This window comes from Enterococcus sp. GC34, assembly GCF_040886645.1.
Taxonomy (GTDB): domain Bacteria; phylum Bacillota; class Bacilli; order Lactobacillales; family Enterococcaceae; genus Enterococcus; species Enterococcus faecalis.
The window spans coordinates 160,578-183,805 of record NZ_JBFOEF010000005.1; the positions used below are offsets into that span (position 1 = coordinate 160,578).

At 36.9% G+C, this 23,228-nt stretch carries 22 protein-coding genes; 18 read left to right on the forward strand and 4 right to left on the reverse strand.

Annotated elements, in window-relative coordinates:
- Positions 1-143: 143 nt before the first annotated feature.
- On the reverse strand, positions 144-290 hold the full coding sequence (locus AB3I72_RS06705; protein ID WP_368023738.1) for a hypothetical protein: 147 nt from the start codon (positions 288-290) through the stop codon (positions 144-146).
- A gap of 269 nt (positions 291-559) precedes the next feature.
- Here AB3I72_RS06705 and AB3I72_RS06710 point away from each other — a divergent pair, with 269 nt between their 5' ends.
- From AB3I72_RS06710 to AB3I72_RS06740, 7 genes are all read left to right on the forward strand, one after another.
- Positions 560-760, forward strand: a complete 201-nt coding sequence (locus AB3I72_RS06710) for a hypothetical protein (protein WP_002396715.1) — start codon at positions 560-562, stop codon at positions 758-760.
- Between the two features lie 304 nt (positions 761-1,064).
- A complete protein-coding gene (locus AB3I72_RS06715; RefSeq protein ID WP_368023740.1) occupies positions 1,065-3,290 on the forward strand; it encodes a P-loop NTPase fold protein in 2,226 nt (741 codons plus the stop codon).
- Between the two features lie 89 nt (positions 3,291-3,379).
- Positions 3,380-4,798, forward strand: coding sequence for a toll/interleukin-1 receptor domain-containing protein (locus AB3I72_RS06720; RefSeq protein ID WP_368023741.1), 1,419 nt, complete (start codon positions 3,380-3,382; stop codon positions 4,796-4,798).
- Positions 4,799-4,877: 79 nt separating this feature from the next.
- On the forward strand, positions 4,878-5,267 hold the full coding sequence (locus tag AB3I72_RS06725) for a hypothetical protein (protein WP_368023742.1): 390 nt from the start codon (positions 4,878-4,880) through the stop codon (positions 5,265-5,267).
- Between the two features lie 182 nt (positions 5,268-5,449).
- Positions 5,450-6,070 (forward strand): hypothetical protein, encoded by a 621-nt coding sequence (locus AB3I72_RS06730; protein ID WP_104671169.1) that lies wholly within the window; start codon positions 5,450-5,452, stop codon positions 6,068-6,070.
- On the forward strand, positions 6,070-7,272 hold the full coding sequence (locus AB3I72_RS06735) for a hypothetical protein (RefSeq protein WP_368023743.1): 1,203 nt from the start codon (positions 6,070-6,072) through the stop codon (positions 7,270-7,272). Before AB3I72_RS06730 ends, AB3I72_RS06735 begins: the two co-directional genes overlap by 1 nt.
- Positions 7,259-7,996 carry a TatD family hydrolase gene (locus AB3I72_RS06740; protein WP_025187902.1) on the forward strand — a complete coding sequence of 246 codons (738 nt, stop codon included), beginning with the start codon at positions 7,259-7,261 and terminating at the stop codon, positions 7,994-7,996. The genes AB3I72_RS06735 and AB3I72_RS06740 overlap by 14 nt, the downstream gene beginning before the upstream one ends.
- Before the next feature lie 150 nt (positions 7,997-8,146).
- Here the strand turns inward: AB3I72_RS06740 and guaA are convergent, their stop codons facing one another.
- Both guaA and coaA read right to left on the reverse strand, forming a co-directional pair.
- Complete coding sequence (gene guaA / locus AB3I72_RS06745; RefSeq protein ID WP_002356158.1) at positions 8,147-9,709, reverse strand: glutamine-hydrolyzing GMP synthase; 1,563 nt, start codon at positions 9,707-9,709, stop codon at positions 8,147-8,149.
- A 193-nt stretch (positions 9,710-9,902) separates the two neighbouring features.
- Positions 9,903-10,826: a type I pantothenate kinase gene (coaA, locus tag AB3I72_RS06750; protein ID WP_002361524.1), complete on the reverse strand. Its 924-nt coding sequence runs from the start codon at positions 10,824-10,826 to the stop codon at positions 9,903-9,905.
- Positions 10,827-10,980: 154 nt separating this feature from the next.
- Here coaA and AB3I72_RS06755 point away from each other — a divergent pair, with 154 nt between their 5' ends.
- Positions 10,981-11,568 carry an SGNH/GDSL hydrolase family protein gene (locus AB3I72_RS06755; RefSeq protein ID WP_002383835.1) on the forward strand — a complete coding sequence of 196 codons (588 nt, stop codon included), beginning with the start codon at positions 10,981-10,983 and terminating at the stop codon, positions 11,566-11,568.
- Between the two features lie 14 nt (positions 11,569-11,582).
- Complete coding sequence (locus tag AB3I72_RS06760; protein ID WP_002356162.1) at positions 11,583-12,191, forward strand: class I SAM-dependent methyltransferase; 609 nt, start codon at positions 11,583-11,585, stop codon at positions 12,189-12,191.
- 32 nt (positions 12,192-12,223) lie between these two features.
- Here AB3I72_RS06760 and add read toward each other — a convergent pair whose 3' ends face one another.
- A complete protein-coding gene (gene add / locus AB3I72_RS06765; RefSeq protein WP_002361528.1) occupies positions 12,224-13,255 on the reverse strand; it encodes an adenosine deaminase in 1,032 nt (343 codons plus the stop codon).
- A gap of 141 nt (positions 13,256-13,396) precedes the next feature.
- Here add and AB3I72_RS06770 point away from each other — a divergent pair, with 141 nt between their 5' ends.
- From AB3I72_RS06770 to AB3I72_RS06810, 9 genes are all read left to right on the forward strand, one after another.
- The gene (locus AB3I72_RS06770; protein WP_002356164.1) at positions 13,397-14,404 is read left to right on the forward strand and encodes a substrate-binding domain-containing protein; all 1,008 of its coding nucleotides are present in this window, start codon (positions 13,397-13,399) and stop codon (positions 14,402-14,404) included.
- A 140-nt stretch (positions 14,405-14,544) separates the two neighbouring features.
- Positions 14,545-15,846: a pyrimidine-nucleoside phosphorylase gene (locus AB3I72_RS06775; RefSeq protein WP_061100546.1), complete on the forward strand. Its 1,302-nt coding sequence runs from the start codon at positions 14,545-14,547 to the stop codon at positions 15,844-15,846.
- A 27-nt stretch (positions 15,847-15,873) separates the two neighbouring features.
- Complete coding sequence (gene deoC / locus AB3I72_RS06780) at positions 15,874-16,536, forward strand: deoxyribose-phosphate aldolase (protein WP_002356166.1); 663 nt, start codon at positions 15,874-15,876, stop codon at positions 16,534-16,536.
- Complete coding sequence (locus AB3I72_RS06785; RefSeq protein WP_002387503.1) at positions 16,505-16,969, forward strand: cytidine deaminase; 465 nt, start codon at positions 16,505-16,507, stop codon at positions 16,967-16,969. Before deoC ends, AB3I72_RS06785 begins: the two co-directional genes overlap by 32 nt.
- Positions 16,970-17,064: 95 nt before the next feature.
- On the forward strand, positions 17,065-18,138 hold the full coding sequence (locus AB3I72_RS06790) for a BMP family protein (RefSeq protein ID WP_061100545.1): 1,074 nt from the start codon (positions 17,065-17,067) through the stop codon (positions 18,136-18,138).
- Between the two features lie 53 nt (positions 18,139-18,191).
- Positions 18,192-19,277, forward strand: a complete 1,086-nt coding sequence (locus AB3I72_RS06795) for a BMP family protein (protein ID WP_002356169.1) — start codon at positions 18,192-18,194, stop codon at positions 19,275-19,277.
- Between the two features lie 205 nt (positions 19,278-19,482).
- Positions 19,483-21,051 carry an ABC transporter ATP-binding protein gene (locus AB3I72_RS06800; RefSeq protein ID WP_002381361.1) on the forward strand — a complete coding sequence of 523 codons (1,569 nt, stop codon included), beginning with the start codon at positions 19,483-19,485 and terminating at the stop codon, positions 21,049-21,051.
- Positions 21,044-22,177, forward strand: coding sequence for an ABC transporter permease (locus AB3I72_RS06805; protein ID WP_010820604.1), 1,134 nt, complete (start codon positions 21,044-21,046; stop codon positions 22,175-22,177). Before AB3I72_RS06800 ends, AB3I72_RS06805 begins: the two co-directional genes overlap by 8 nt.
- Positions 22,177-23,130 carry an ABC transporter permease gene (locus AB3I72_RS06810; RefSeq protein WP_002356172.1) on the forward strand — a complete coding sequence of 318 codons (954 nt, stop codon included), beginning with the start codon at positions 22,177-22,179 and terminating at the stop codon, positions 23,128-23,130. The genes AB3I72_RS06805 and AB3I72_RS06810 overlap by 1 nt, the downstream gene beginning before the upstream one ends.
- The last annotated feature ends 98 nt before the right edge of the window (positions 23,131-23,228 follow it).

Below are 23,228 nucleotides of genomic sequence, written 5' to 3' on the forward strand. Positions count from 1 at the left end.
TTGTATCTTTTATCGTATTTAAAATCATTTCTATTTTAATTATTCCTCTAACTATTCTGTGGTTATTGAATGTGATGGAGTTACTAGGGGCAAGGCTTGCACTGTGTAAGTATGTACATAGTTGTTATTCAAACCATGGTGCTTCATAGAAATGAGGGATTTCCTTTTTTTCTGCTAGATAAAATTTTAGCGATTCCCTGACCTTTACCATATGAACGTTTAGGTATATCTGCAAAATCAGACATTAAATATTTTCGCTCATCAGCTTCATTATCAGCACCGCCCAACATAATAACGCCATCTGATCAGTTAGCTCGAGCTAATGACGGAAGAAAACCGTCTTTTGTCGCAAATTGAGAAATAGCAATGATATGGATTCCAGCACGACCACCAGTTGTAGTCAACTTGTTTATCGCAGTTTCCCAACGCTATCACAATTGAAGTGAGGTTTTGAAAACTAAATCAAAAAGCAAGTTCGTAAAGATTGCATCTTTACAATCTGCACCTCAGCTCGAAACAAAAGGAGTGGTCAAATATGACTTAACTTGTGACGGAAAAAATGATGATGGGGTATGATGGAAAAAGAATTGGTGGTAGTGGTTATTGGATATATCTAACTAATTTAAAAGCTTGGAATGAAGGGTATGTAGTTGATGTATATCTTCACTTCCCATTTTCTGATGAAGATTTAGAACAAGCATATAAACAAATTTTAGTTGGAAATGAATTTGTAGATGAGTTGGGCAATTCTTACGAATAATATTGTATCACTGATTATGACACGGCATTTTTTGTAATGGAATATGACTTTCCTAAATCTTTAGCAGAAAGGTATGATGGTTTAGAAGAATATATGAGTTATCCAAATGAAGTTATTCGAGTGATTGCAGAAAATAGAGGTGTTGAGTTAAATATTATTGAATTGTATAAGAAACATTTATGAATGATTAACAAATGAATACTCTTTGGGCTATCTGTTAAATATTTCTGAAATTATACAGATAATTGGTATAATAGTAGAGACGAAATATAATAATTAAATTACGGAATATGGAGGAAAGTAAATGTTAAACTCGGACGTTCCAATTAAATCATTAGATGAAGATTTATTAGGTCGGAAAAATTTTGCTGCACAGCTAGCACAATCAATTGTTAAGTATGATCAAATTGATAGTTTTAATATTGGTCTTTATGGTGAGTGGGGGTCTGGAAAAACCTCTACAATAAACATGATAGAAGAAAATTTATTGAAATTAACCAAAGAAGATATGCATCAGCCGATAATTTTGAGGTTCAATCCGTGGATGTTTACTGATCCTAACCAGTTGATTAGCCAATTTTTTAGCCAACTATCAAGCACTTTTAAATTACAAGACTCAAAAAAAATTGGAGAAAATTTGCAACTTTTTGGAGAAGCGATTGAGCTGACATCAGTAATTCCTATAATAGGAACTGCTGGTAGCATATTATCCAAAATAACAAAGTCCTTTGGGAAAAAAATATCTGGTGACGCAGATAAGAAGTTTGCAAATCTTCAAGCAATAAAAGATTCACTTGTAGAGGAATTAAAAGAATCTAACTCAAAAGTAGTTATATTTATCGATGATATTGATAGATTATCAAATACGGAAATTCAATCAGTTTTCAAACTAGTTAAATCTATTGCTGATTTTCCAAATACAATATACTTGTTAGCTTTTGACTACGATATTGTAACTAGTGCGCTTGGAGAAGTGCAAAATAATAATGGTGAAGCCTATTTAGAAAAAATAGTTCAAATTCCATTTCACTTGCCTGTTATAAATGAAACAAAGCTTACACATCTGTTTCTAAGTCAATTGGAATTAACGCTAAAAAGTATACCTGAAAGCCAATTTGATAAAAATGATTGGTCAATACTATTTAATGATGGAATTAGAACTAAACTTAAAAGTATGCGAGATGTAGCAAGGCTAAATAATACAATAAGTTTAAAGTATTCATTTTTACAAAATGAAATCAACATAGTTGATTTTTTAGGAATAACTACTTTACAAGTTTTTGAACCTAAGATATATTCTTTCTTATCTTTTTATAAAGAAGAATTATGTGGTAATTTTACTACATTTACTTCAGTTGGATATTCATCTGCTGAGGCTCAAAAAGACGAACTTAAAAGCATTTGTGATAACCTAATAGATGAATTATCTGAAAAGAATAAAGCTAGCGTTTTGAGTATTTTGTCAATATTGTTCCCTAAAATTAGAGAAACGTATAAGAAACAATCGATATCATACCCATCTTCGAATAAAAGCGGACGTATTTTTGACAAAAATTTTTTTGATAGATACTTTTCTCTTAGCTTAGACGAGGGTCTGTCTTTGTCACAAGTTGACCATTTAATATTTAGTGCTTCTGAAAATAGTTTAAAAGATATTATTATGAATATTGATGCAAATAGAAAAACTAATCTACTGTTGGATCACATTAATTCATTCTTTATAGAATTAAAGGAAAAAAATGATACTAATGAAAGATTTGGTTTGCTAGTAAAAAACATTCTGCAAATATGGTACTCATTGACTGATCCAGATAAGGATAGTTTTTTTTCTTTTCCTTGGGAATGGAGATTAAGGAATTTAGTTCAAACTTTTCTTCAAATATACTCAAATGAAGAAGTAAGGAAAAAATATGTAGAAATGTTTTTTGAAGATGATTATATAGCTTTAGGTGTAAAATCTAGTATACTTTTAATGTTGGAAAACGAACATAACAGATATTTAGAGGATGGGAAAGAAAAAGAAATTGATTATTATCAAATATCTCTCGAGCATTTGATAGAGATGGAGAATTTAATTTTTGAACAGATATTAAATTCGGATATTTATGAGATAATTAATGATAAATACTTCATGTATATTAAATATTTGTTAGAGAAATCAGATGAAGAAGAAACGAGAAAGTTTTTTAATAGTTTAATCTCAAGGTTGAAAGAAACAAAATTAGATACAGCCAAGTTAATTTCTTTATTAATTGGTCATGGTAAAGCTTCTAGCAATTTTGTTTATGATACGTGGAATGTTGATTATGAATATATAAGTAAATATTTTGATATCGAAAATACCATTGTTCTCATGGATAATTTCATGAAAGAAACAGATTTTTCTAAACTTTCGTTGAATCAGCAAGAAGATATTATTGCATTCATCATATACAAAAATGTTAAGGATCAGTATATGAGAACAAGTGTGACAAAAGTTTTAATTGATGAATATGCTAAAGAAAATCAAATACTCTTAAATGTATTGTGAGCTGAGATTGGAAGTATTTTGAATAGAAAATTATATTTAAGAGTTGTATATCTTATTATTGATTAAACAATGTAAAGGGGAAGAGGATTTTGGAAATACTTGAAACGAAAAAAGTTTTTATATCATATAGTTGGACGAGTGATGAGCACAAACAAAAAGTTTTAGATTTGGCGAAATCTCTAATGGGTTCTGGAGTGGATGTAGTTTTAGACGTCTGGGATTTAAAAGTAGGACAGGATAAGTACGATTTTATGGAACAGATGGTAAAGGATGATTCTATTAACCGAGTATTAATAATCTCAGATAAATTGTATACTGAAAAAGCTGATGATAGGGAAGGTGGGGTAGGTACAGAAACTCAAATTATTACCCCGTCTTTATATGATGATTTGGGAAAAAATCGATTTATTCCTATCGTTTTTGAAAGGGATTTAGAAACGGGAAAAGAGTTTCTTCCTCTATATGCCAAAAGTAGAATGTATATTGATTTATCAAGTGAAACTACTTATCAAGAGAATTTTGAAAAGTTATTAAGAGAAATCTTCGAAAAACCTGATTTAAGAAAGCCAGCAATAGGTAAAATACCTTCTTTTCTATTAGAGGAAGCTGTAGATACTTTTGAGGTTGAAAGAAAGGCAGAATTGGTAGAAAAAGCTCTTGATAAATCTAGTCACCGACTATCTTTTGCTATTAAGGATTATTTTGATTTCTTTCTGGATGATTTAGATAAGCTAACTGTTATACAAAATGAAAATGAAGAACCCGATGAAGCGGCTATTAGAATGATCCATGAGTCACTCCCGTTCAGGAAATCTTTTACGAGAGTAATTAATATTTTGGTTCAAGATACGCAGACTACAAGTGAGTTTTTGGTAGATTTTTTTACAGAATTTAACAATAAAATTTATCAAATTTCTAGAAAAGAGTCTAATGATAGTTTGAGCCCAGAATCTATAAGGTTTTTACTTATAGAAATATTTATTATCGCTAATTCTGTTTCAGCAAAATTCAAAAGATGGGATATAATGTTTGCCTTGATTAATCATCTTTATTATGATGAATCCAGTTGTCGAGATGTCTCTTTCGTTACTTTTAGACATCCAACAAGTTTTATTTTTAGTGGGAAAATTGAAAAAGAGAGTAACAGAATATCCATCACAGCAGATTTAATTAAAGAAAGATCAACTGAAAAAGAGTTTAAAGATATAGTTGAGATGGATATATTTCTTAATTACATCAGTAGAATTAATCCTATTGTTAACTATAATTCATGGTTTCCGCTAACATACATTTATAAAGAAAGATTAAACAGTCGACTAAATATCGTCAACTCGATGAAATCAAAAAAATATTTAAATGAGATTCTCCCTATTCTTGGGGTAAATGAAACTACTTTGAAAGAAAAAATCAAAAAAATCCAACCTTCGCATGGCTACAGTAATTCTTGGGAATCAATTCCGTCATTTGAAGATTTCATTTCATTAGAGGAAATCGGTTCATTACCATAATCTTTTCAGGGGAATTCTAAAATAATTTTTATATTAAATCGTAGTAAATTTATCAAGAATATCAAAAGGAGATGATTGAGTGTTTGATTATAACACCTACTTACAAAAAAATGATTCAATATCTTTCGAAGAAGCATTAGAAATTTACAGCTCTATTTTTAATGTATTAGAATGCAAAGATGAGTATTTACATGAGTTATGGAAAGAAGTCATAGATTCAGCTTTAGTCTATTCTAATATGAGAACTAGCTGGAATTACTTTTCTAGGGAAGAAAAACAGGAGAAGGATAAATTAAGAACCAGCTACCACAATACATTTATGATCAATCTAAAAGCATTCCAAAAGTTAGCTGAGCAATTAGAACTAAATACTAGTTGGATAGAAAAATTAGGTTCGTCAGAAGATAGAAAACGTTTAGGGGATTTTGCAGGGTATATTCTGTGTCTTGAAAATATTAGAGCTAAGTGAAGAAGACAATTATAAACTTAGAGGGGTATATTATTCATAGCATTCAAATATTTTGTAACAAAAAAATTTAAATGGTATGAATAATACAAAAGAGCTGTATAATTGTTTTAAGATGAAGAAAATGTCGTTTTATATAATAATCAAACAATAACTTTTTTTAACTGTGAGAATGGAGAGATTTTATGGGAACCAATAAAGCTAGAATTGATAAATCCATTAAAAAGATTCTTGAAGGAAAGACTATCGATGAGGCTAAATTAAGTATGCCAGAAATAACGAGCACAATGAAAAGTAATTTTATTGGTAAAGAAGTTTCTGAACAAGCCTATCAGAGTATTGTCGGTGTTGTAGGTGGAAAGCTTTCAAAGTTTTATGCATTAGACGAAGATGAGTATGAAGAAATAGCAAATGATATTCTTAAACGAGAACAATGGGTAAATGAAGTAATGGAACTAGTTGAAGACGACAATAATACTGAAATGTCTGAGATCTTGTTAAAAGCTCTACGAATTGCTTTAGGAGAGACTGTCAAAGAGGAAAAAGGTGAAACTTATTTTGTAGAAAAATTGTTATATCAAATTGTATTTCTATCTTTAGAAAACACAATGCAAGGGGCCCTAGAAAGCTTGGAAGATGGGATAACTATTCCGCAGATTAGAAAAGAATTCATTAAACCTCTTGCTGATAAGTTATTTGAAGATGATATGAGAGAGAATATTTCAAAATTGGTTGAAGGAAAGATAACTTTAGCTATAGTAAATGAACAAATTACAGATAAGCTAAAAAACTTTGGTGGTTTTTAATGGAAACAAATCTTCATTTTCAAACTTTTATAAACGAAGCTACAGATTATCCTTATATGAGTGAAGATGAGCGTTGTAAAGCTTGTGATGTGGTTAATGTAATGCTCGCAGCATTTCATGGAGATATTTCTACAAGCGGAAACGCTAATAATAAAAATCCTAGGAAGATATCTGTATCAGCAAAAGTATATGATGTTGAAAGTTGGAATCAGTCCAGTGAAAAGTTGATAGAACTACTTAATTGGGTATCAGGAGACTTATTTAGTGTTTCTTTTGAAAAGAATGAAGAAATATTTGATACTTTTCTTTTAGAAATTCCTAGTTCTCAAAAACAGTGTATTACACTTTTTTCAGGAGGATTAGATTCTCTTGCAGGGGCTTACTACAATTTTTCAAACAATATTTCAAGTGACTATGTAGGATACGTTAATAAATCAGAGGAGAGAACACATCAAGTTCAGCTACAGGCTTTTTATAGCCAGATTTTCTCTGCTGGTGGAAGTGAGGTTGATATTAGGAATAAATATCAACAGTCAAAAAAATTTTATTTTCAATCTACACGGTCACTGCTATATCTTTCTCTAGCTATTTCTAGAGCAATATCTAATTCTACAAATGAGATTAGAATGTATGAGAATGGAATATTATCTTTGAATCCGGAATTCGGAAGGTACACAACAAAAACTACTCATCCTAAGACAATATTTCTTTATAATGAACTTCTTACAGCTATGGGTTATGATATTCGAATCCTAAATAAATTTGAGTATCAAACAAAAGGTGAAGTCATAGCAAATATGGATATGGCTTTTAAATCGGAAATACGGAATACGTTTACTTGTGGAAGAAGTAGAGCTGGAAAAGATTACAATCATAATGGACAATGTGGTACGTGTATTCCATGTATATTAAGAAAAATATCTTTGGCAGCATACAATAATGAACCTTTTGATACAGAATATTTCGTTGGGTATAAAAATGTAACTTCTGCACCAAAGAACTATTTGACGGATTACATCAATAATGTGGGATATTTTGAAGCATATGTTGAGGCTATTAAAAATGATGAAATATTCGGAGAAATATCAAATAACAAGCCAAAATTTCATAAAGATAAAAGTTACTTACAAAAACAAAAAGTAATGTTTGATAAATTTGTTTTTGAGTATGAAAGGTTTATTGAAAAATATGGGATACGTTGATCTGCATGTTCACATTGATTTTTATTCAAAACCATTAGAGTTAGCTAAAGAATATGAAAAATTGGAAATATATGCTATTTTTGTTACTTACTTACCAGAAATATTCTTGAAAACTCGATATGAATATGAGAATTATAAATATGTACGAATGGCATTGGGATTTCATCCAGATATGGTAGGAGAGTATGTTTTTGATAAGAATGAGTTTGAAAAAGGTTTGAAATACACGAGGTATATAGGAGAAGTAGGTCTTGATTTTTCTGGATCAAATCAGCAATTCAAAAAAGATCAAATTGAAATATTTCAGCAAATAACTAGCCCTAATTACAACAAAGGTAATATTTATTCGATTCATTCTAGAAAAGCAGAAGCAGAAGTTCTTGCGATACTTAAGAAAAATAATGTGAAAAGTGCAATTTTTCATTGGTATACTGGCGGAAAGAAAGTGTTGAAAGATATTGCTGAATCAGGGTACTTCTTTTCTGTAAATCATAAAATGCTCACGTCAAAAAATGGAATGGAAATTATTCGAAGTATTCCCAAATCACAATTATTATTTGAAACTGATGGACCTTTTGCAAGAAAAGATAAAAAAATCGTCTATCCGAGAGATTTAAAAGAAATTTATGAGGATTTTGAGAAGGTCATCCCAGATTTTGAAAAACTAGTTTTTTCTAATTTTAAAAGGTTGTTGTTTCAAAAAGATATCGATAAAATTAAATAAAGTAGGTTCACAAAAAAATAAACCCCTGTCAAGCGTTATCCTGACAGGGGTTTTTGGTAGGAAACCATATCATTTTAATGAAAATCAAGCATTTTAAAAGTTGAAAAACGTTGATTTATCGGCTTTCCCCATCCATATTATGTTGGCTCTTTATTCCCACTCCACAGTTGCAGGTGGTTTTGAAGTAATATCGTACACGATACGGTTTACATGTGCAACTTCGTTCACGATGCGCACAGAGATTTTTTGTAAAACATCCCAAGGGATACGAGCAAAGTCAGCGGTCATGCCGTCGATAGAAGTCACAGCACGGATACCGACTGTGTAATCGTAGGTACGGCCGTCACCCATAACGCCTACTGAACGGATGCCAGGTAAGACAGTAAAGTACTGCCAAATGTCACGATCTAAGCCAGCTGCTGCGATTTCTTCACGTAGGATAGCATCTGAATCACGAACAATTTGTAATTTATCTTCTGTAATTTCACCAAGCACACGAATACCTAATCCTGGTCCTGGGAATGGTTGGCGCCAAACGATTGCATCAGGCATGCCAAGTTCAGTTCCTAAGGCACGAACTTCGTCTTTGAATAATGTATTTAAAGGTTCAATTAATTCAAATTGCATGTCTTCAGGAAGACCACCAACGTTGTGATGTGATTTAATTGTTTGCGCAGTTTCTGTACCAGATTCGATGACGTCTGTGTAAAGAGTTCCTTGTGCTAGGAATGAAACGCCTTCTTCCCCAGCAAGTTTAGTTGCTTCGTCATCAAAAACATACACAAATTCGTTACCGATGATTTTACGTTTTTGTTCAGGGTCAGAAACGCCTGCTAATTTGCTTAAGAAGCGTTCTTTTGCATCTACTTTAATAATGTTTAAGCCAAATTTACCGCCTAAACTTTCCATTACTTGTTCCGCTTCACCTTTACGTAATAATCCATGGTCAACGAAGATACAAGTTAATTGGTCGCCAATAGCTTTTTGTAAAAGCACGCCGACAACACTTGAGTCAACGCCACCTGATAAACCAAGTAAGACTTTTTTATCGCCTACTTGTTCACGAATTTTAGCGACTTCCATATCGATGAAGTTTTCCATGCTCCAGTCACCAGTACAGCCACACACATCAAAAGCAAAGTGACGTAATAAGTCGTTACCATATTCTGAATGACGAACTTCTGGGTGAAATTGTACGCCGTAGAATTTGCGGTTGGCATCTTCGATAGAAGCGATTGGACAGTCGTTGCTTGTCCCAACTTTTTCGAATCCAGGAGCGATTTCTGTTACTAAATCACCGTGGCTCATCCAAACGGTTTGTTTCGCAGGTGTTCCTTGGAATAATGTCGCATCACCAAGGATTTCTAATTCTGCTTTTCCGTATTCACGGTTTGCGGCAGGTTCTACTTTTCCGCCTAAGTTATGAGTCATTAATTGCATACCGTAGCAGATGCCAAGAATGGGAATTCCTAACTCATAAATTTCTGGATCAATGCTAAAAGCATCTTTGTCATACACGCTGTTTGGTCCACCTGAGAAGATGATTCCTTTAGGCGCGATTTTGCGAATTTCTTCTGCCGTAGTTCGGTGGCTTAATAACTCAGAGAATACGCCAAATTCACGAATACGACGAGTAATCAATTGGTTAAACTGACTACCAAAGTCTAAAACAATAATTTTTTCGACAGATGTCAAATCGGCAACGTTAGTCACGTCTATTACCCCTTATCCATTTAAATTTATCTAAAGAAAAGGCGGTTAAAAAGTGGTTCACTTTTGTTCCGTACTCTTCTTTGTCTAGCTATACTTATTAAAACATTTTACTCCTTGAAAGTCATGCATTCTGCTGAAAATTTTCAAGGATATTTCTACAAAAGATACAGGATATTTCTTAGCTCGTCAACCCTTAATATTTACGTAGATAGATTTGGTCAATCAAATGATTTTCCGTTTTATGCAAAATAATGTCCGCACGTCCGCGCGTTGGCAAGATATATTCCTCCAAGTTCGGCAAGTTCACGGTTTTCCAAACATTCCGTGCCATGGCGAAAGCATCTTCTCGTTTGCCAATTGCATATTGGTAATAATAATTATTAGGATCTAAGAAAGCCGTATCTAATAAGGCCCCAAAACGCTCTAGGTACCATTTTTCAATTAAGGCTGGATCGGCATCCACAAAAATAGAAAAATCAAAAAAATCACTCACATAAATTTGTTGATTGGCGGGTAACTGTAAGGTGTTAATGCCTTCAACAATCAGAATATCTGGTTGTTGAATCAACTCATATTCGCCTTCGATAACATCGTAGACACTGTGAGAATAGACGGGTGCTTTAATTTCGTCTTTGCCGCTTTTGACTTCGTTTAAGAAATTAATTAGCTTTTCCATGTCATAACTTTCAGGAAACCCTTTTCGGTCCATCATTCCCTGTTCTTCTAACACTTTATTGGGATACAAAAATCCATCCGTTGTAATGAGTTGAACGTTTCTTCGTTTAAACGTTCGGGCCAGAATTCTTTGCAAAAGACGAGCGGTGGTGCTTTTACCAACGGCGACACTGCCGGCAATTCCAATGATGAATGGTGGTACAGAGACATATTCATGTAGGAATAATCCTTTGCTAAGTGTTAGCGATTCAAATTCTTTCATGTACAAATGAATAAGATGCGTTAAGGGTACATAAATTTCTTGTACATCTTTTAGTGAAATTTGGTCGTTCACACTTTTAATGTTATCCAATTCTGCTTCGGTTAACGGTGCTTTGCCGTCATGATAAAACCCATGCCATTCTTCTCTGGAAATTGGGTAGTAATTCATTTTATCGTCCATTGTTCCTCCACCAAACCCTGTTCAATCTTTGTACATTTTACCATAATTTCACAAGGGAAACACAGGATTTTACAAAAGAATTCCCTTCTTCGCCAATTTATGATGAAAATGGTATCATGAAAAGAGAAAACTGTTAGAAAAGAGGGGAAAAGCCATGAGAAAAATTGTATTATTTGGTGATAGCATTACTGCTGGTTATTTAGAGGAAGCCGTCTCACCTGTTCTTGTTGACTTAGTGAAACGGGATATTGCTGCGATGGGTCTAGAAGAAGTGGCTGTTATTAATGCTGGAATGCCTGGCGATACAACAGAGGATGGTTTAAAACGATTAAATAAAGAAGTACTAATTGAGAAACCTGATGAGGTGGTGATTTTCTTTGGCGCCAATGATGCGTCACTGGATCGAAATATAACAGTAGCCACGTTTAGAGAAAACCTTGAAACAATGATTCACGAAATTGGTTCAGAAAAGGTGATTTTAATTACACCACCATATGCGGATAGTGGCAGACGTCCAGAACGTCCACAGACGCGTATCAAGGAATTGGTCAAGGTTGCACAAGAAGTCGGAGCGGCACATAACTTGCCAGTTATTGATTTGTATAAAGCGATGACTGTTTATCCTGGAACGGATGAATTTTTACAAGCGGATGGTTTGCATTTTTCACAAGTGGGCTATGAATTATTAGGTGCCTTGATTGTTCGAGAAATAAAAGGTAGACTAAAACCAAAACAAGCATAGATAGGAAGAACAAAATGGCGAATCATTATTATACAGAAAATCCAGAATTAGCACATGATTTAGAAAGCTGGTCTTTTCCATTACGTGGTCGGACCTTTCAGTTTACGACCGATAGTGGGGTCTTCTCAAGAGGAACAGTGGATTATGGTTCTCGTGTGTTGATTGATGCCTTTGAATGGGAAAATTTACCAGCAGGCCGTTTGTTAGATGTTGGTTGTGGCTATGGACCAATTGGGTTGTCCTTAGCAGCGGCGACTGGTCGACTGGTGGAAATGGTGGATGTCAACCAACGGGCAGTTGGGCTAGCTCAAATGAACGCCCAACGCAACCAAATTACTACTGTGGATATCCATTCTTCCAATGTGTATGAAACCTTAAACGAAACGACCTACGCGGCGATTGTTAGCAATCCGCCCATTCGTGCAGGCAAAAAAGTTGTCCATGGCATTTTAACAGGGGCTTTTCCGTTGTTGAAAGTTGGTGGCACACTAACGGTGGTTATTCAAAAGAAACAAGGTGCACCTAGTGCAGAGAAGAAAATGGCTGAAGTATTTGGCAATGTTGAAATTGTGACAAAAGACAAAGGCTATTATATTTTACGAAGTGTTAAAGAAGCAGAGTAAAAAAGAACCGCCACTTTAGTGGAGGTTCTTTTTTAGAATAGATATGCTTGATCAATTTTTTGGTTCAACAGTTTTTTTTCGTCTGGCGATAAAAAAGCACCTGCAAGCGCATTTTTAGTGAGTTGCTTCATTTCGTCATAACTTAATTGATACCAAGTGGCCAATTTCATGAATTCTTTCGTTAACGTAGTATCTGAAACAGTGCGATTATCGGTATTGATGCAGACGGCTAAGCCAGCCTCTATAAATTGTTGAAAAGGGTATTCAGCCAATGTTTTGACGGTGCCTGTTTGGAAGTTGCTAGTTGGACACATTTCTAAAAGAACCTTTTTTTCTTTTAAGAGCGCCAAATATTCGGGTGTATCTTTCAAAGCAATACCGTGGCCAATCCGAGTAGCACCTAAAGTGACAGCATCAGCGACGTTTTTGCCACAGCCGCATTCCCCAGCGTGGAGTGTTAATGGAATTGACAATTGGTTGGCTAAAGCTAATACGTCTTCAAATGTGTATGGAGGGAAATCGACTTCATTGCCAGCTAAATCAAAGCCGCCAACGCCTGTCTCTCTGAAATCATGCGCTAAGTGAACGATTTTTTCTATGGCTTGTTGTTGGTCATGCCGCATGCCGCATAACAGTGCATTGCTTTTTACACCAAAATCTTCTTCGCCTTGTTTTAAGCCAGTTAAAACAGCGGTCACGATTTCAGGTAACCGTAAGCCTTTTTCTGTATGTTGCGAAGGCGCAAAACGCACCTCTATGTATGCCACGCCATCTTCGGCAGCTTGGCTAATCACGTCATACGCCGCTGCTTGCAAAGCTTCGGCCGTTTGTAGACAGGTTAGCACGAAGTCGAACCGAGTTAAATAATCATTCAAATCGGTGCATTTTTCAGGGGCAACCACTAACTCTTTCAAGGCTTGTTCGTCTTGGGGTAATGGAATGTTTTGTTTTTCAGCAATGGTGCGTAAAGTGGTTGGTCGAATCGACCCATCTAAGTGACAGTGCAGCTCGATTTTTGGTAATTGACGGACACGGGATTCTTCCATGAAAAAAATAGCCTCCATTTTCTTTTGTTTTTTAATCTTTTTAGTCTATTTCTTTTGTCTTTTTTTTGTTAAAATGTAAAAGATTCGATAAGTATTTTGAAGACTGTAACACGTCTACAAATGTCTGTCAATGCAAAAGGAGACGTTGGGAGGGGCGCGATGAAACTAACGATTAAAGAAATTGCTGATATGGCTGGTGTTTCTGTCACAACCGTCTCACAAATTCTGAATAATAAAGGGAGTCGTTTCAGTGAAAAAACCCGCAACAAGGTGTTGGCGGTAGTCGCTGAAAATCATTACAAGCCAGATTACTTTGCTTCGAATGTAATCAACCGTCATTCCAAAACCATTGGTATGATTGTGCCAGATGTGACGGATTTCTTTTTCTCAAAAGTGATTGAAGGTGTGGAAACATATTTAAATTCGTTAGGCTACATGATTTTGTTATGCAATTCAAAGCATGATTCCGAGCAAGCGATGCAATATGTTAGCGAGTTGATTCATCGGTCGGTAGATGGCATTATTTTTGCCACGCCGAATGTTTTGCCAGAAAATCATATTTTAAAAGACCGACGAGAACATCCGATTCCTGTCATTCTTGTCGATCGTGGGATTAATCCACGAGATAGTGGACGATTAATCGTTAAAGAGTACGAAGGTGCTTATCAAGCGGTCCATCATTTGATTCAACAAGGGCATCAGCATATTGGCATGTTGCGTGAAAGTGCCGGCTATTATCGTTTAACGGAACGAGTGACGGCGTATCAGCATGCGTTACAGGACAACAATTTACCTTTTCGTCCGCATTATGTTTGTGCTGGGGAATTGAACTTGCATGGCGGCTATGCTGCGGCGAAAGAAGTTTTGAAAAATGAAGAAATCACAGCAATTTTTTGTGGCAATGATGAAATGGCGATGGGAGCTTATCAAGCCATTGAAGAAGCAGGTAAGAAAATTCCTGACGATATTTCGGTGGTTGGTTTTGATGGCTTGGAAATTTCCGAATATTTGGTGCCGAGTTTAACAACCGTCTATCAGCCGAGTTTTGATATTGGCTATTATGCAGCAAAATTTTTGGTGGAAGCTATTGCAGATCCAACAGGGAAAGTTCCAAATAAAGTTTTTGATGCGACGTTTATTGCTAGAAAAAGCACAAAACCGATTTAAAAAACAGCTTAGAAATAGAACGTTCGTGTTGTTTGCGTTTTCACAAGAAAAAAATAATAGTAAACTGGTTTACTAAATGGTTTAAAGCTGAACGATTTTGTTGTATAATACATTATCGGGAAATCGGAGGGAACGAATTCATGAGAATGGTAGACATTATTGAAAAGAAACGTGACGGGCATCAACTAACAAGCGAAGAAATTCAATTTATTATCAACGGATACACAGATGGTTCAATTCCAGATTATCAGGTAAGTACCTTTTTAATGGCTGTTTTTTACCAAGATATGACAGACGAAGAAATTACACAAATGACGTTAGCAATGGTCCATTCAGGCGAAATTGTGGATCTTTCTTCTATAGAAGGAATCAAAGTCGACAAGCATTCTACAGGTGGCGTAGGCGACACTACGACGCTTATTTTAGCGCCATTAGTTGCTAGTGTCGGGGTCAATGTAGCAAAAATGTCTGGTCGTGGCTTAGGCTACACGGGCGGTACGTTGGATAAATTAGAAGCGATTCCTGGTTTTAAAGTTGAATTGACAGAAGAACGTTTTATTCAATTGGTGAACGATACAAAAGTGGCAGTGATTGGTCAGTCAGGTGATCTAGCACCAGCAGACAAAAAACTTTATGCGTTACGCGATGTGACCGCCACTGTTGACTCAATTCCATTAATTGCAAGTTCCATTATGAGTAAAAAAATTGCCGCAGGGGCAGATGCGATTGTCTTAGACGTGACTACTGGTGAAGGGGCCTTTATGAAAGACCTAGCAAGTGCTCGTCGATTAGCGGAAACAATGGTTCGCATTGGGAAACTGGCAAATCGTCAAACGATGGCAGTAATTTCAGACATGTCACAACCTTTAGGGGAGGCCATCGGAAATAGTTTAGAAATCGTTGAAGCAATCGAGACCTTGCAAGGAAATGGGCCAGAAGATTTAGTGGAGATGTGCTATGTCTTAGGAAGTCAGATGGTCGTTTTAGCTAAAAAAGCCGAGACGTTAGACGAAGCACGGGCTTTATTAGAAGAAGCATTAACAAGCGGTCGAGCGCTCGCAAAATTTAAAGAAATGATTGAAAATCAAGGCGGCGACAGTTCCGTTGTTGACCAGCCAGAAAAATTATTAACCGCAACTTATCAATTTGATTTACCTGCCAAAGAAACAGGCGTGGTACAAAAAATCGTTGCCAATGAAATTGGCGTTGCCGCAATGTTGCTGGGCGCTGGTCGGGCTACGAAAGAAGATACGATTGATTTTGCAGTTGGCTTGAAACTTCACAAAAAAGTAGGGAGCCCAGTTGAAAAAGGCGAATCATTACTAACCATTTATGCCAATCGTGAAGACGTGACAGAAGTCGAACAATTGCTTTATAAAAACATTGAAATTGGACCAACCGGCGAAGAGCCTATTTTGATTCACGATATCATTACGGAATAAAACAAAAAGAAAAGAGGAATTCTCATCATGGAATTAAACCGCATGATTGACCACACTATTTTGAAACCAGAAGCGACAGAAGCCGCTGTCCAAAAAATTATTGACGAAGCTAAGGAGTACAACTTTTTCTCTGTATGTATCAATCCTTGTTGGGTCGCTTTTGCTAGCGAGCAATTAGCAGATACCGACGTCGCTGTGTGTACCGTTATTGGCTTTCCTTTGGGGGCAAATACACCAGAAGTTAAAGCATACGAAGCAGCTGATGCAATTAAAAATGGTGCGAATGAAGTGGATATGGTGATTAATATTGGTGCATTAAAATCACAACAATACGATTACGTACGTCAAGACATTCAAGGCGTAGTAGATGCAGCCAAAGGAAAAGCGTTAGTCAAAGTGATTATTGAAACAGCATTATTAACAGACGAAGAAAAAGTTAAAGCTTGTGAATTAGCCAAAGAAGCAGGTGCCGATTTCGTTAAAACATCTACTGGCTTCTCAACAGGCGGCGCTAAAGTAGCAGATATTCGTTTAATGCGTGAGACAGTTGGTCCTGACATGGGCGTTAAGGCTTCTGGTGGCGTGCATAATGCAGAAGAAGCGCTAGCAATGATTGAAGCGGGGGCAACACGCATCGGTGCAAGTACGGGTGTAGCAATTGTTTCTGGCGCAACTGGCGAAGGGTATTAATTCGTATTTCAAATTAAACGAAGGTGTGGCGAAAAAGATGACAGTAAAACAAGAATGGCTTGATTGTGCCGTAGAAGCATTGGCACACGCCTATGTACCGTATTCTAACTTTCCTGTGGGCGCTTGCTTAGTGACTGCAGACGGGAAAATGTATCAAGGAGTCAACATTGAAAATGCCTCCTTTGGTTTAACAAATTGTGCAGAAAGAACGGCGATTTTTAAAGCCATTTCAGAAGATGAACGGACCTTCCAACATTTAGTTGTAGCAGGTAATACAGAGGCACCCATTTCTCCATGTGGCGCTTGTCGTCAAGTAATGGCTGAATTCTTTGATCCACAAATGCCGGTCACGCTAGTTGGTAAAGATGGCGCGACTAAAACAATGACAGTTGAGGCATTATTGCCCTATTCATTTACAGATAAAGATTTTTAAAAAAAGGACATAAGGTTTCGTTGGGCTCAAAGTAGATTTCAATAGCATAAATGCGAATGAAATAATAGATAAAATAGTAGGGGGCTTTTCGGAAAGTGAAACAAGCAAAATTTTTAGGTCTAGGATTGGCAGCAGTTGCCTTAATCATTGGGTTAGCTGCATGTGGCGGCAATAGCAAAAAGAATGCCAACACAAAAGGTGATCCACAACATAGTGTCGTAATGGTCACAGATACAGCCGGCATTGATGACAAATCTTTTAACCAATCTGCGTGGGAAGGAATGCAAGAGTGGGGCAAAGAGCACAAACTTCCAGAAGGACCTCAAGGGTATGCGTATATTCAATCAAATGAAGCATCTGATTATACATCAAACATTGACCAAGCCATTTCAAGTCAATTTAAAACGATTTTTGGCATTGGGTATTTACTAAAAAATGCAGTAGTAGATGCAGCGGACGCCAACCCAGAAACGAATTTCGTTCTAATCGACGATACAGTTAATGGGAAAAACAACGTCGCTTCTGCAACATTTAGAGATAATGAATCTGCGTATTTAGCAGGTGTGGCAGCAGCTAACACTACGAAAACCAACAAAGTAGGATTTATCGGCGGGGTTGAAGGACCTGTTATTGGCCGTTTCCAAGCTGGTTTTGAAAAAGGTGTAGCAGACGCTGGCAAAAAATTAGGCAAAGATATTCAAATTACGTCTACTTATGCAGGGACATTTGCAGACGCTTCAAAAGGACGGGCCTTAGCTTCTTCTATGTATCAAGCAGGTGCCGACATTATTTATCACGCAGCGGCGACTACAGGACAAGGAATCTTCCAAGAAGCTAAAGCGCTAAATGAAACAGGTTCAAAAGATAAAGTTTGGGTGATTGGTGTTGACCGTGACCAAAACGAAGACGGTAAATATACAACCAAAGATGGCAAGGATGATAACTTAACGTTAGCTTCAACCATTAAAGGTGTAAATATTGCTGTGAAAAAAATCTCTGATCTTGCATTAGAAGATAAATTCCCTGGCGGCGAACATTTAACTTATGGATTGAAAGATGGCGGTGTTGATTTAACAACAGAAGCCCTAAGCGATCAAGCCAAAACGGCAGTTAAAGAAGCCAAAGAACAAATCATCTCTGGTGACGTAAAAGTCCCAGACCAACCTTAGAAACAACTTAGTTGTTTAAATACATTAAACTATTTTTAGGAGGCTTTACAGAAATGAAAAAAGCAAAATTATTCGGTTTTAGTTTGATTGCATTAGGTTTATCAGTTTCACTTGCAGCATGTGGTGGTGGCAAAGGAAAAACCGCTGAAAGCGGCGGTGGCAAAGGGGATGCAGCGCATAGTGCTGTAATCATTACAGATACAGGCGGCGTGGATGACAAGTCGTTCAACCAATCTTCTTGGGAAGGATTGCAAGCTTGGGGTAAAGAACATGATTTACCAGAAGGTTCAAAAGGGTATGCATATATTCAATCGAATGATGCAGCTGACTATACAACAAATATTGACCAAGCGGTATCAAGTAAATTCAACACAATCTTTGGTATTGGCTACTTGCTAAAAGATGCAATTTCTTCTGCAGCAGATGCCAACCCTGATACAAACTTTGTTTTAATCGATGATCAAATAGATGGCAAAAAGAATGTCGTTTCTGCAACATTTAGAGATAATGAAGCAGCTTACTTAGCCGGTGTTGCTGCTGCAAACGAAACAAAAACGAACAAAGTCGGTTTTGTTGGTGGTGAAGAAGGGGTCGTAATTGACCGTTTCCAAGCTGGTTTTGAAAAAGGTGTGGCTGATGCTGCGAAAGAATTAGGTAAAGAAATTACTGTTGATACAAAATATGCGGCTTCATTTGCTGATCCTGCCAAAGGGAAAGCTTTAGCTGCTGCAATGTACCAAAACGGCGTTGATATCATCTTCCATGCTTCTGGTGCGACTGGACAAGGGGTCTTCCAAGAAGCAAAAGACTTGAATGAATCAGGTTCTGGCGACAAAGTTTGGGTAATCGGTGTTGACCGTGATCAAGATGCTGATGGCAAGTACAAAACAAAAGACGGCAAAGAAGACAACTTCACGTTAACTTCAACACTTAAAGGTGTCGGCACAGCGGTTCAAGATATTGCCAACCGTGCGTTAGAAGACAAATTCCCTGGTGGCGAACATTTAGTTTATGGATTAAAAGATGGTGGCGTTGACTTAACAGACGGCTATTTAAACGACAAAACAAAAGAAGCTGTTAAAACAGCAAAAGATAAAGTAATCTCAGGTGACGTAAAAGTCCCAGAAAAACCAGAATAATTTAAGCTCCTAAATGAAAAAAGAAGGGCTCATTATTGTTCCTTCTAAAAATAAAGTGGTCCTTGGCAGCGACGGCTGCCAAGGAAACCCTTTATGATGTTTGGATTTTTAACTAAATAGTTGAGGTTCTTCAACTACTTAGTTAAGGGTCAAAATTACCCTCTAAAGTATTGCCAATATAATTTTGTTAGGAAGTGAATAGACCTTGTCTCAAGAAGAAAACGTAATTGAGATGCGTAAAATCACCAAAGAATTTGGGACGTTCAAAGCCAACGACCAAATTGATTTACAAGTAAAACCTGGTGAAATCCACGCACTGCTAGGTGAAAATGGTGCAGGCAAGTCGACCTTGATGAATATCTTATCAGGGCTATTGGAACCGACCTCAGGTGAGATTTATATGAATGGCGAAAAAGTCAACATTACAAGTCCTACTGCAGCCAATCGTTTAGGAATCGGAATGGTCCATCAGCATTTTATGTTAGTTGAAGCCTTTACTGTGACTGAAAATATTATCTTAGGTAGTGAACCTACCCATGGCGGTATTTTAGACCGGAAAAAAGCGAAAAAAGAGATTGAAGAAGTGTCTAAGCAATACGGGTTGGATGTAAATCCCAATGCCTATATTCGCGATATTTCTGTGGGTATGCAACAACGGGTTGAAATTTTAAAGACCTTATATCGTGGTGCGAACGTTTTAATTTTTGACGAACCAACCGCAGTATTAACGCCACAAGAAATTGATGAATTAATGATTATTTTGAAAGAACTAACCGATGAAGGCAAATCGATCATTTTAATTACACATAAGTTAGATGAAATTAAAAAAGTGGCGGACCGTTGTACGGTTATTCGCCGGGGGCAAAGTATTGGCACCGTCAATGTGAAAGACGTTTCTTCGCAACAGTTAGCCGATATGATGGTGGGTCGTTCTGTTTCCTTCAAAACAGAGAAAAAACCAGCGCAACCGAAAGAAACAATTTTATCAATTAAAGATTTAGTAGTGAAAGAAAGCCGCGGCTTAGATGCAGTGAAAAATCTTAGCTTAGATGTCCGAGCAGGGGAAGTTGTTGGGATTGCGGGGATTGATGGCAATGGACAAACAGAATTAATCCAAGCCTTAGCAGGATTAACCAAAGTCGAAAACGGCTCCATTCATTTGAATGAAAAAGAGATTACTAATCGCAAACCTCGGGAAATTACGGAAATGGGTGTCGCCCACGTTCCTGAAGACCGACATAAATATGGCTTGGTATTAGAGATGACATTGGCTGAAAATATTGGCCTACAAACGTATTACCAAAAACCATACAGTTCAACAGGTATTTTAAACTATCGAATGATTAACAAACACGCCCGTGAATTAATTGAAGAATATGATGTACGGACTCCTAATGAATTAGTACCAGCTCGGGCGCTTTCAGGTGGGAATCAGCAAAAAGCGATTATTGCCCGAGAAGTTGACCGCGATCCAGATTTGTTGATTGTTTCTCAACCAACACGCGGTTTAGATGTCGGAGCTATTGAATACATTCATCGTCGACTAATTGAACAAAGAGATAAAAATAAAGCTGTTTTATTAGTAAGTTTTGAATTAGATGAAATTTTAAACGTTTCTGATCGTATCGCTGTTATTCATGCGGGGGAAATTGTCGGAATTGTTGATCCGAAAGAAACGACAGAAAATGAATTGGGCTTGTTAATGGCTGGCTACTCATTGGAAGAAGCCCGTGCTGAGTTATCAAAAGTAGAGGCAGGTGAAACTGTTGAATAATCGTTCTGAAAAAATAAGAAATATTTTAGTCCCTGTGTTATCTGTTATTATGGGTTTCCTCTTAGGGGCAATTATTATGGTTATCTTTGGCTATGACCCAGTGGCTGGGTATCAAGCGATGTTTGAAACAGCTTTCCAAGGAAAGAAAAGTATTGGTGAGATTTTTGTAACCGCAGCACCGTTGATTTTTACCGCTTTAGGATTCTCGGTGGCAAATTCGGCTGGATTCTTTAATATCGGGCTTTCTGGACAAGCCTTATGTGGTTGGGTGGCTAGTATTTGGGTCGCTTTATCCATGCCTGATACACCCCGGATGATTGCGTTGCCGGTGGCGATTATTGTTGGGGCAGTTGCAGGAGCTTTAGCAGCAGCCATTCCAGGTTTCTTGCGTGCCTATTTTGGGACGAGTGAAGTTATTGTTACGATTATGTTGAATTATATTTTATTGTACACAGGAAATCATATTGCTAATAATGTCATGAAACCAAGTATTATGGCGAATAAAGGGATTACCAAAATGATTGGTGCGAATGCATCATTACGCTCACCGTTTTTAACAAGTATCAGTGATGGCTCTCGTTTGAACATCGGCATTTTCTTGGCCTTCATTTTCCTTATTCTTGTGTGGTTCTTGATGAAAAAAACAACGCTTGGTTTTGAAATTCGGTCGGTGGGGCTAAACCCATTTGCTTCTGAATATGCTGGAATGAGCAGCAAGCGAACGATTATTTTATCCATGATGATTTCAGGAACGCTGGCTGGTTTAGGTGGTGCGGTCCAAGGATTGGGGACTTTCCAAAACTTCTTTATTCAAAACACATCGTTGAGCATTGGGTTCGATGGTATGGCCGTGTCTCTATTAGGAGCAGGTAGCTCAATCGGGATTTTACTTTCCGCATTACTGTTTGGAATGTTAAAACTTGGTGGACAAGGAATGCCGTTGATAGCTGGTGTACCAACCGAATTAGTTGATGTTGTTATTGCAGCAATTATTTTCTTTGTGGGAATTAGTTATTTAATTCGTTTCTTGTTAGCAAAAGCGTCTGGTAGTAAAAAAGAAGTAGCGATTGTAGAAACAATTGAAGCGGCGCCAGACAAAAACAATCAAGAGGGGGGAGACATCTAATGGATTTAGCAACAATTTCCTCAATCATCACGCAAACATTAGTGTATGCAACTCCGCTCATCTTGACAGCATTAGGCGGAACGTTCTCAGAACGAAGTGGTGTGGTTAACGTTGGTTTGGAAGGTATTATGGTAATGGGCGCTTTCAGTTCGGTCGTTTTTAACTTGACGTTTGCTGATACATTTGGCGCGGCGACACCATGGATTGCTTGTTTGGTAGGAGGCGTTGTCGGGATTGTCTTTTCTCTCTTACATGCCGTTGCAACTATTAACTTACGAGCAGATCATATTATCAGTGGTACTGTCATTAACTTGATGGCACCGGCGCTAGGGGTTTTCCTAGTAAAAGTTATTTATCAAAAAGGACAAACAGATATGATTACACAATCATTTGGTTATTTTTCTTTCCCAGGATTGTCAAAAATTCCAGTGATTGGTGAACTATTCTTTGCAAAAACCTCTTTGCCAGCTTTCGTGGCAATTTTGATTGCGATTTTAGCTTGGTTTGTCATTTATAAAACACGTTTTGGCTTACGGTTACGTTCTGTGGGAGAACATCCACAAGCGGCAGATACATTGGGAATTAATGTCTACTTAATGCGTTATTCTGGCGTCTTGCTATCCGGCTTCTTAGGCGGTATGGGCGGAGCTGTCTTTGCTCAAAGTATTGCGGGTCGTTTTGGGATTACCACAATTGCAGGACAAGGGTTTATTTCAATGGCCGCAATGATCTTTGGTAAATGGAATCCACTTGGGGCAATGGGCGCAGCCTTATTCTTTGGCTTTGCACAAAACTTAAGTATTGCTGGGGAAAACTTACCAATTATTTCAGAAATTCCAAAAGTTTATCTACAAGCAGCACCATACGTATTGACCATTTTAGTCCTAGTTGTGTTCTTCGGAAAATCATCGGGACCAAAAGCGAACGGGAAAAATTACGTCAAAACGAAATAAGAAAAGAAATGGGCCCTCCGTCAAAGCGACGGGGGGCCATTTCTTTTCTTAGGATAATCAGTTGAACACAAGCGGCATTAGGTACTGCTTCACTGCAA

What these genes read in the sequence shown, in the direction of transcription:
- AB3I72_RS06705 (WP_368023738.1), bottom strand. Translation starts at nt 290, where the DNA reads ATGTTGGGCGGTGCTGATAATGAAGCTGATGAGCGAAAATATTTAATG.
- AB3I72_RS06710 (WP_002396715.1), top strand. Translation starts at nt 560, where the DNA reads ATGATGATGGGGTATGATGGAAAAAGAATTGGTGGTAGTGGTTATTGG.
- AB3I72_RS06715 (WP_368023740.1), top strand. Translation starts at nt 1,065, where the DNA reads ATGTTAAACTCGGACGTTCCAATTAAATCATTAGATGAAGATTTATTA.
- AB3I72_RS06730 (WP_104671169.1), top strand. Translation starts at nt 5,450, where the DNA reads ATGGGAACCAATAAAGCTAGAATTGATAAATCCATTAAAAAGATTCTT.
- AB3I72_RS06735 (WP_368023743.1), top strand. Translation starts at nt 6,070, where the DNA reads ATGGAAACAAATCTTCATTTTCAAACTTTTATAAACGAAGCTACAGAT.
- AB3I72_RS06740 (WP_025187902.1), top strand. Translation starts at nt 7,259, where the DNA reads ATGGGATACGTTGATCTGCATGTTCACATTGATTTTTATTCAAAACCA.
- coaA (WP_002361524.1), bottom strand. Translation starts at nt 10,826, where the DNA reads ATGGACGATAAAATGAATTACTACCCAATTTCCAGAGAAGAATGGCAT.
- AB3I72_RS06755 (WP_002383835.1), top strand. Translation starts at nt 10,981, where the DNA reads ATGAGAAAAATTGTATTATTTGGTGATAGCATTACTGCTGGTTATTTA.
- AB3I72_RS06760 (WP_002356162.1), top strand. Translation starts at nt 11,583, where the DNA reads ATGGCGAATCATTATTATACAGAAAATCCAGAATTAGCACATGATTTA.
- add (WP_002361528.1), bottom strand. Translation starts at nt 13,255, where the DNA reads ATGGAGGCTATTTTTTTCATGGAAGAATCCCGTGTCCGTCAATTACCA.
- AB3I72_RS06770 (WP_002356164.1), top strand. Translation starts at nt 13,397, where the DNA reads ATGAAACTAACGATTAAAGAAATTGCTGATATGGCTGGTGTTTCTGTC.
- AB3I72_RS06775 (WP_061100546.1), top strand. Translation starts at nt 14,545, where the DNA reads ATGAGAATGGTAGACATTATTGAAAAGAAACGTGACGGGCATCAACTA.
- deoC (WP_002356166.1), top strand. Translation starts at nt 15,874, where the DNA reads ATGGAATTAAACCGCATGATTGACCACACTATTTTGAAACCAGAAGCG.
- AB3I72_RS06795 (WP_002356169.1), top strand. Translation starts at nt 18,192, where the DNA reads ATGAAAAAAGCAAAATTATTCGGTTTTAGTTTGATTGCATTAGGTTTA.
- AB3I72_RS06810 (WP_002356172.1), top strand. Translation starts at nt 22,177, where the DNA reads ATGGATTTAGCAACAATTTCCTCAATCATCACGCAAACATTAGTGTAT.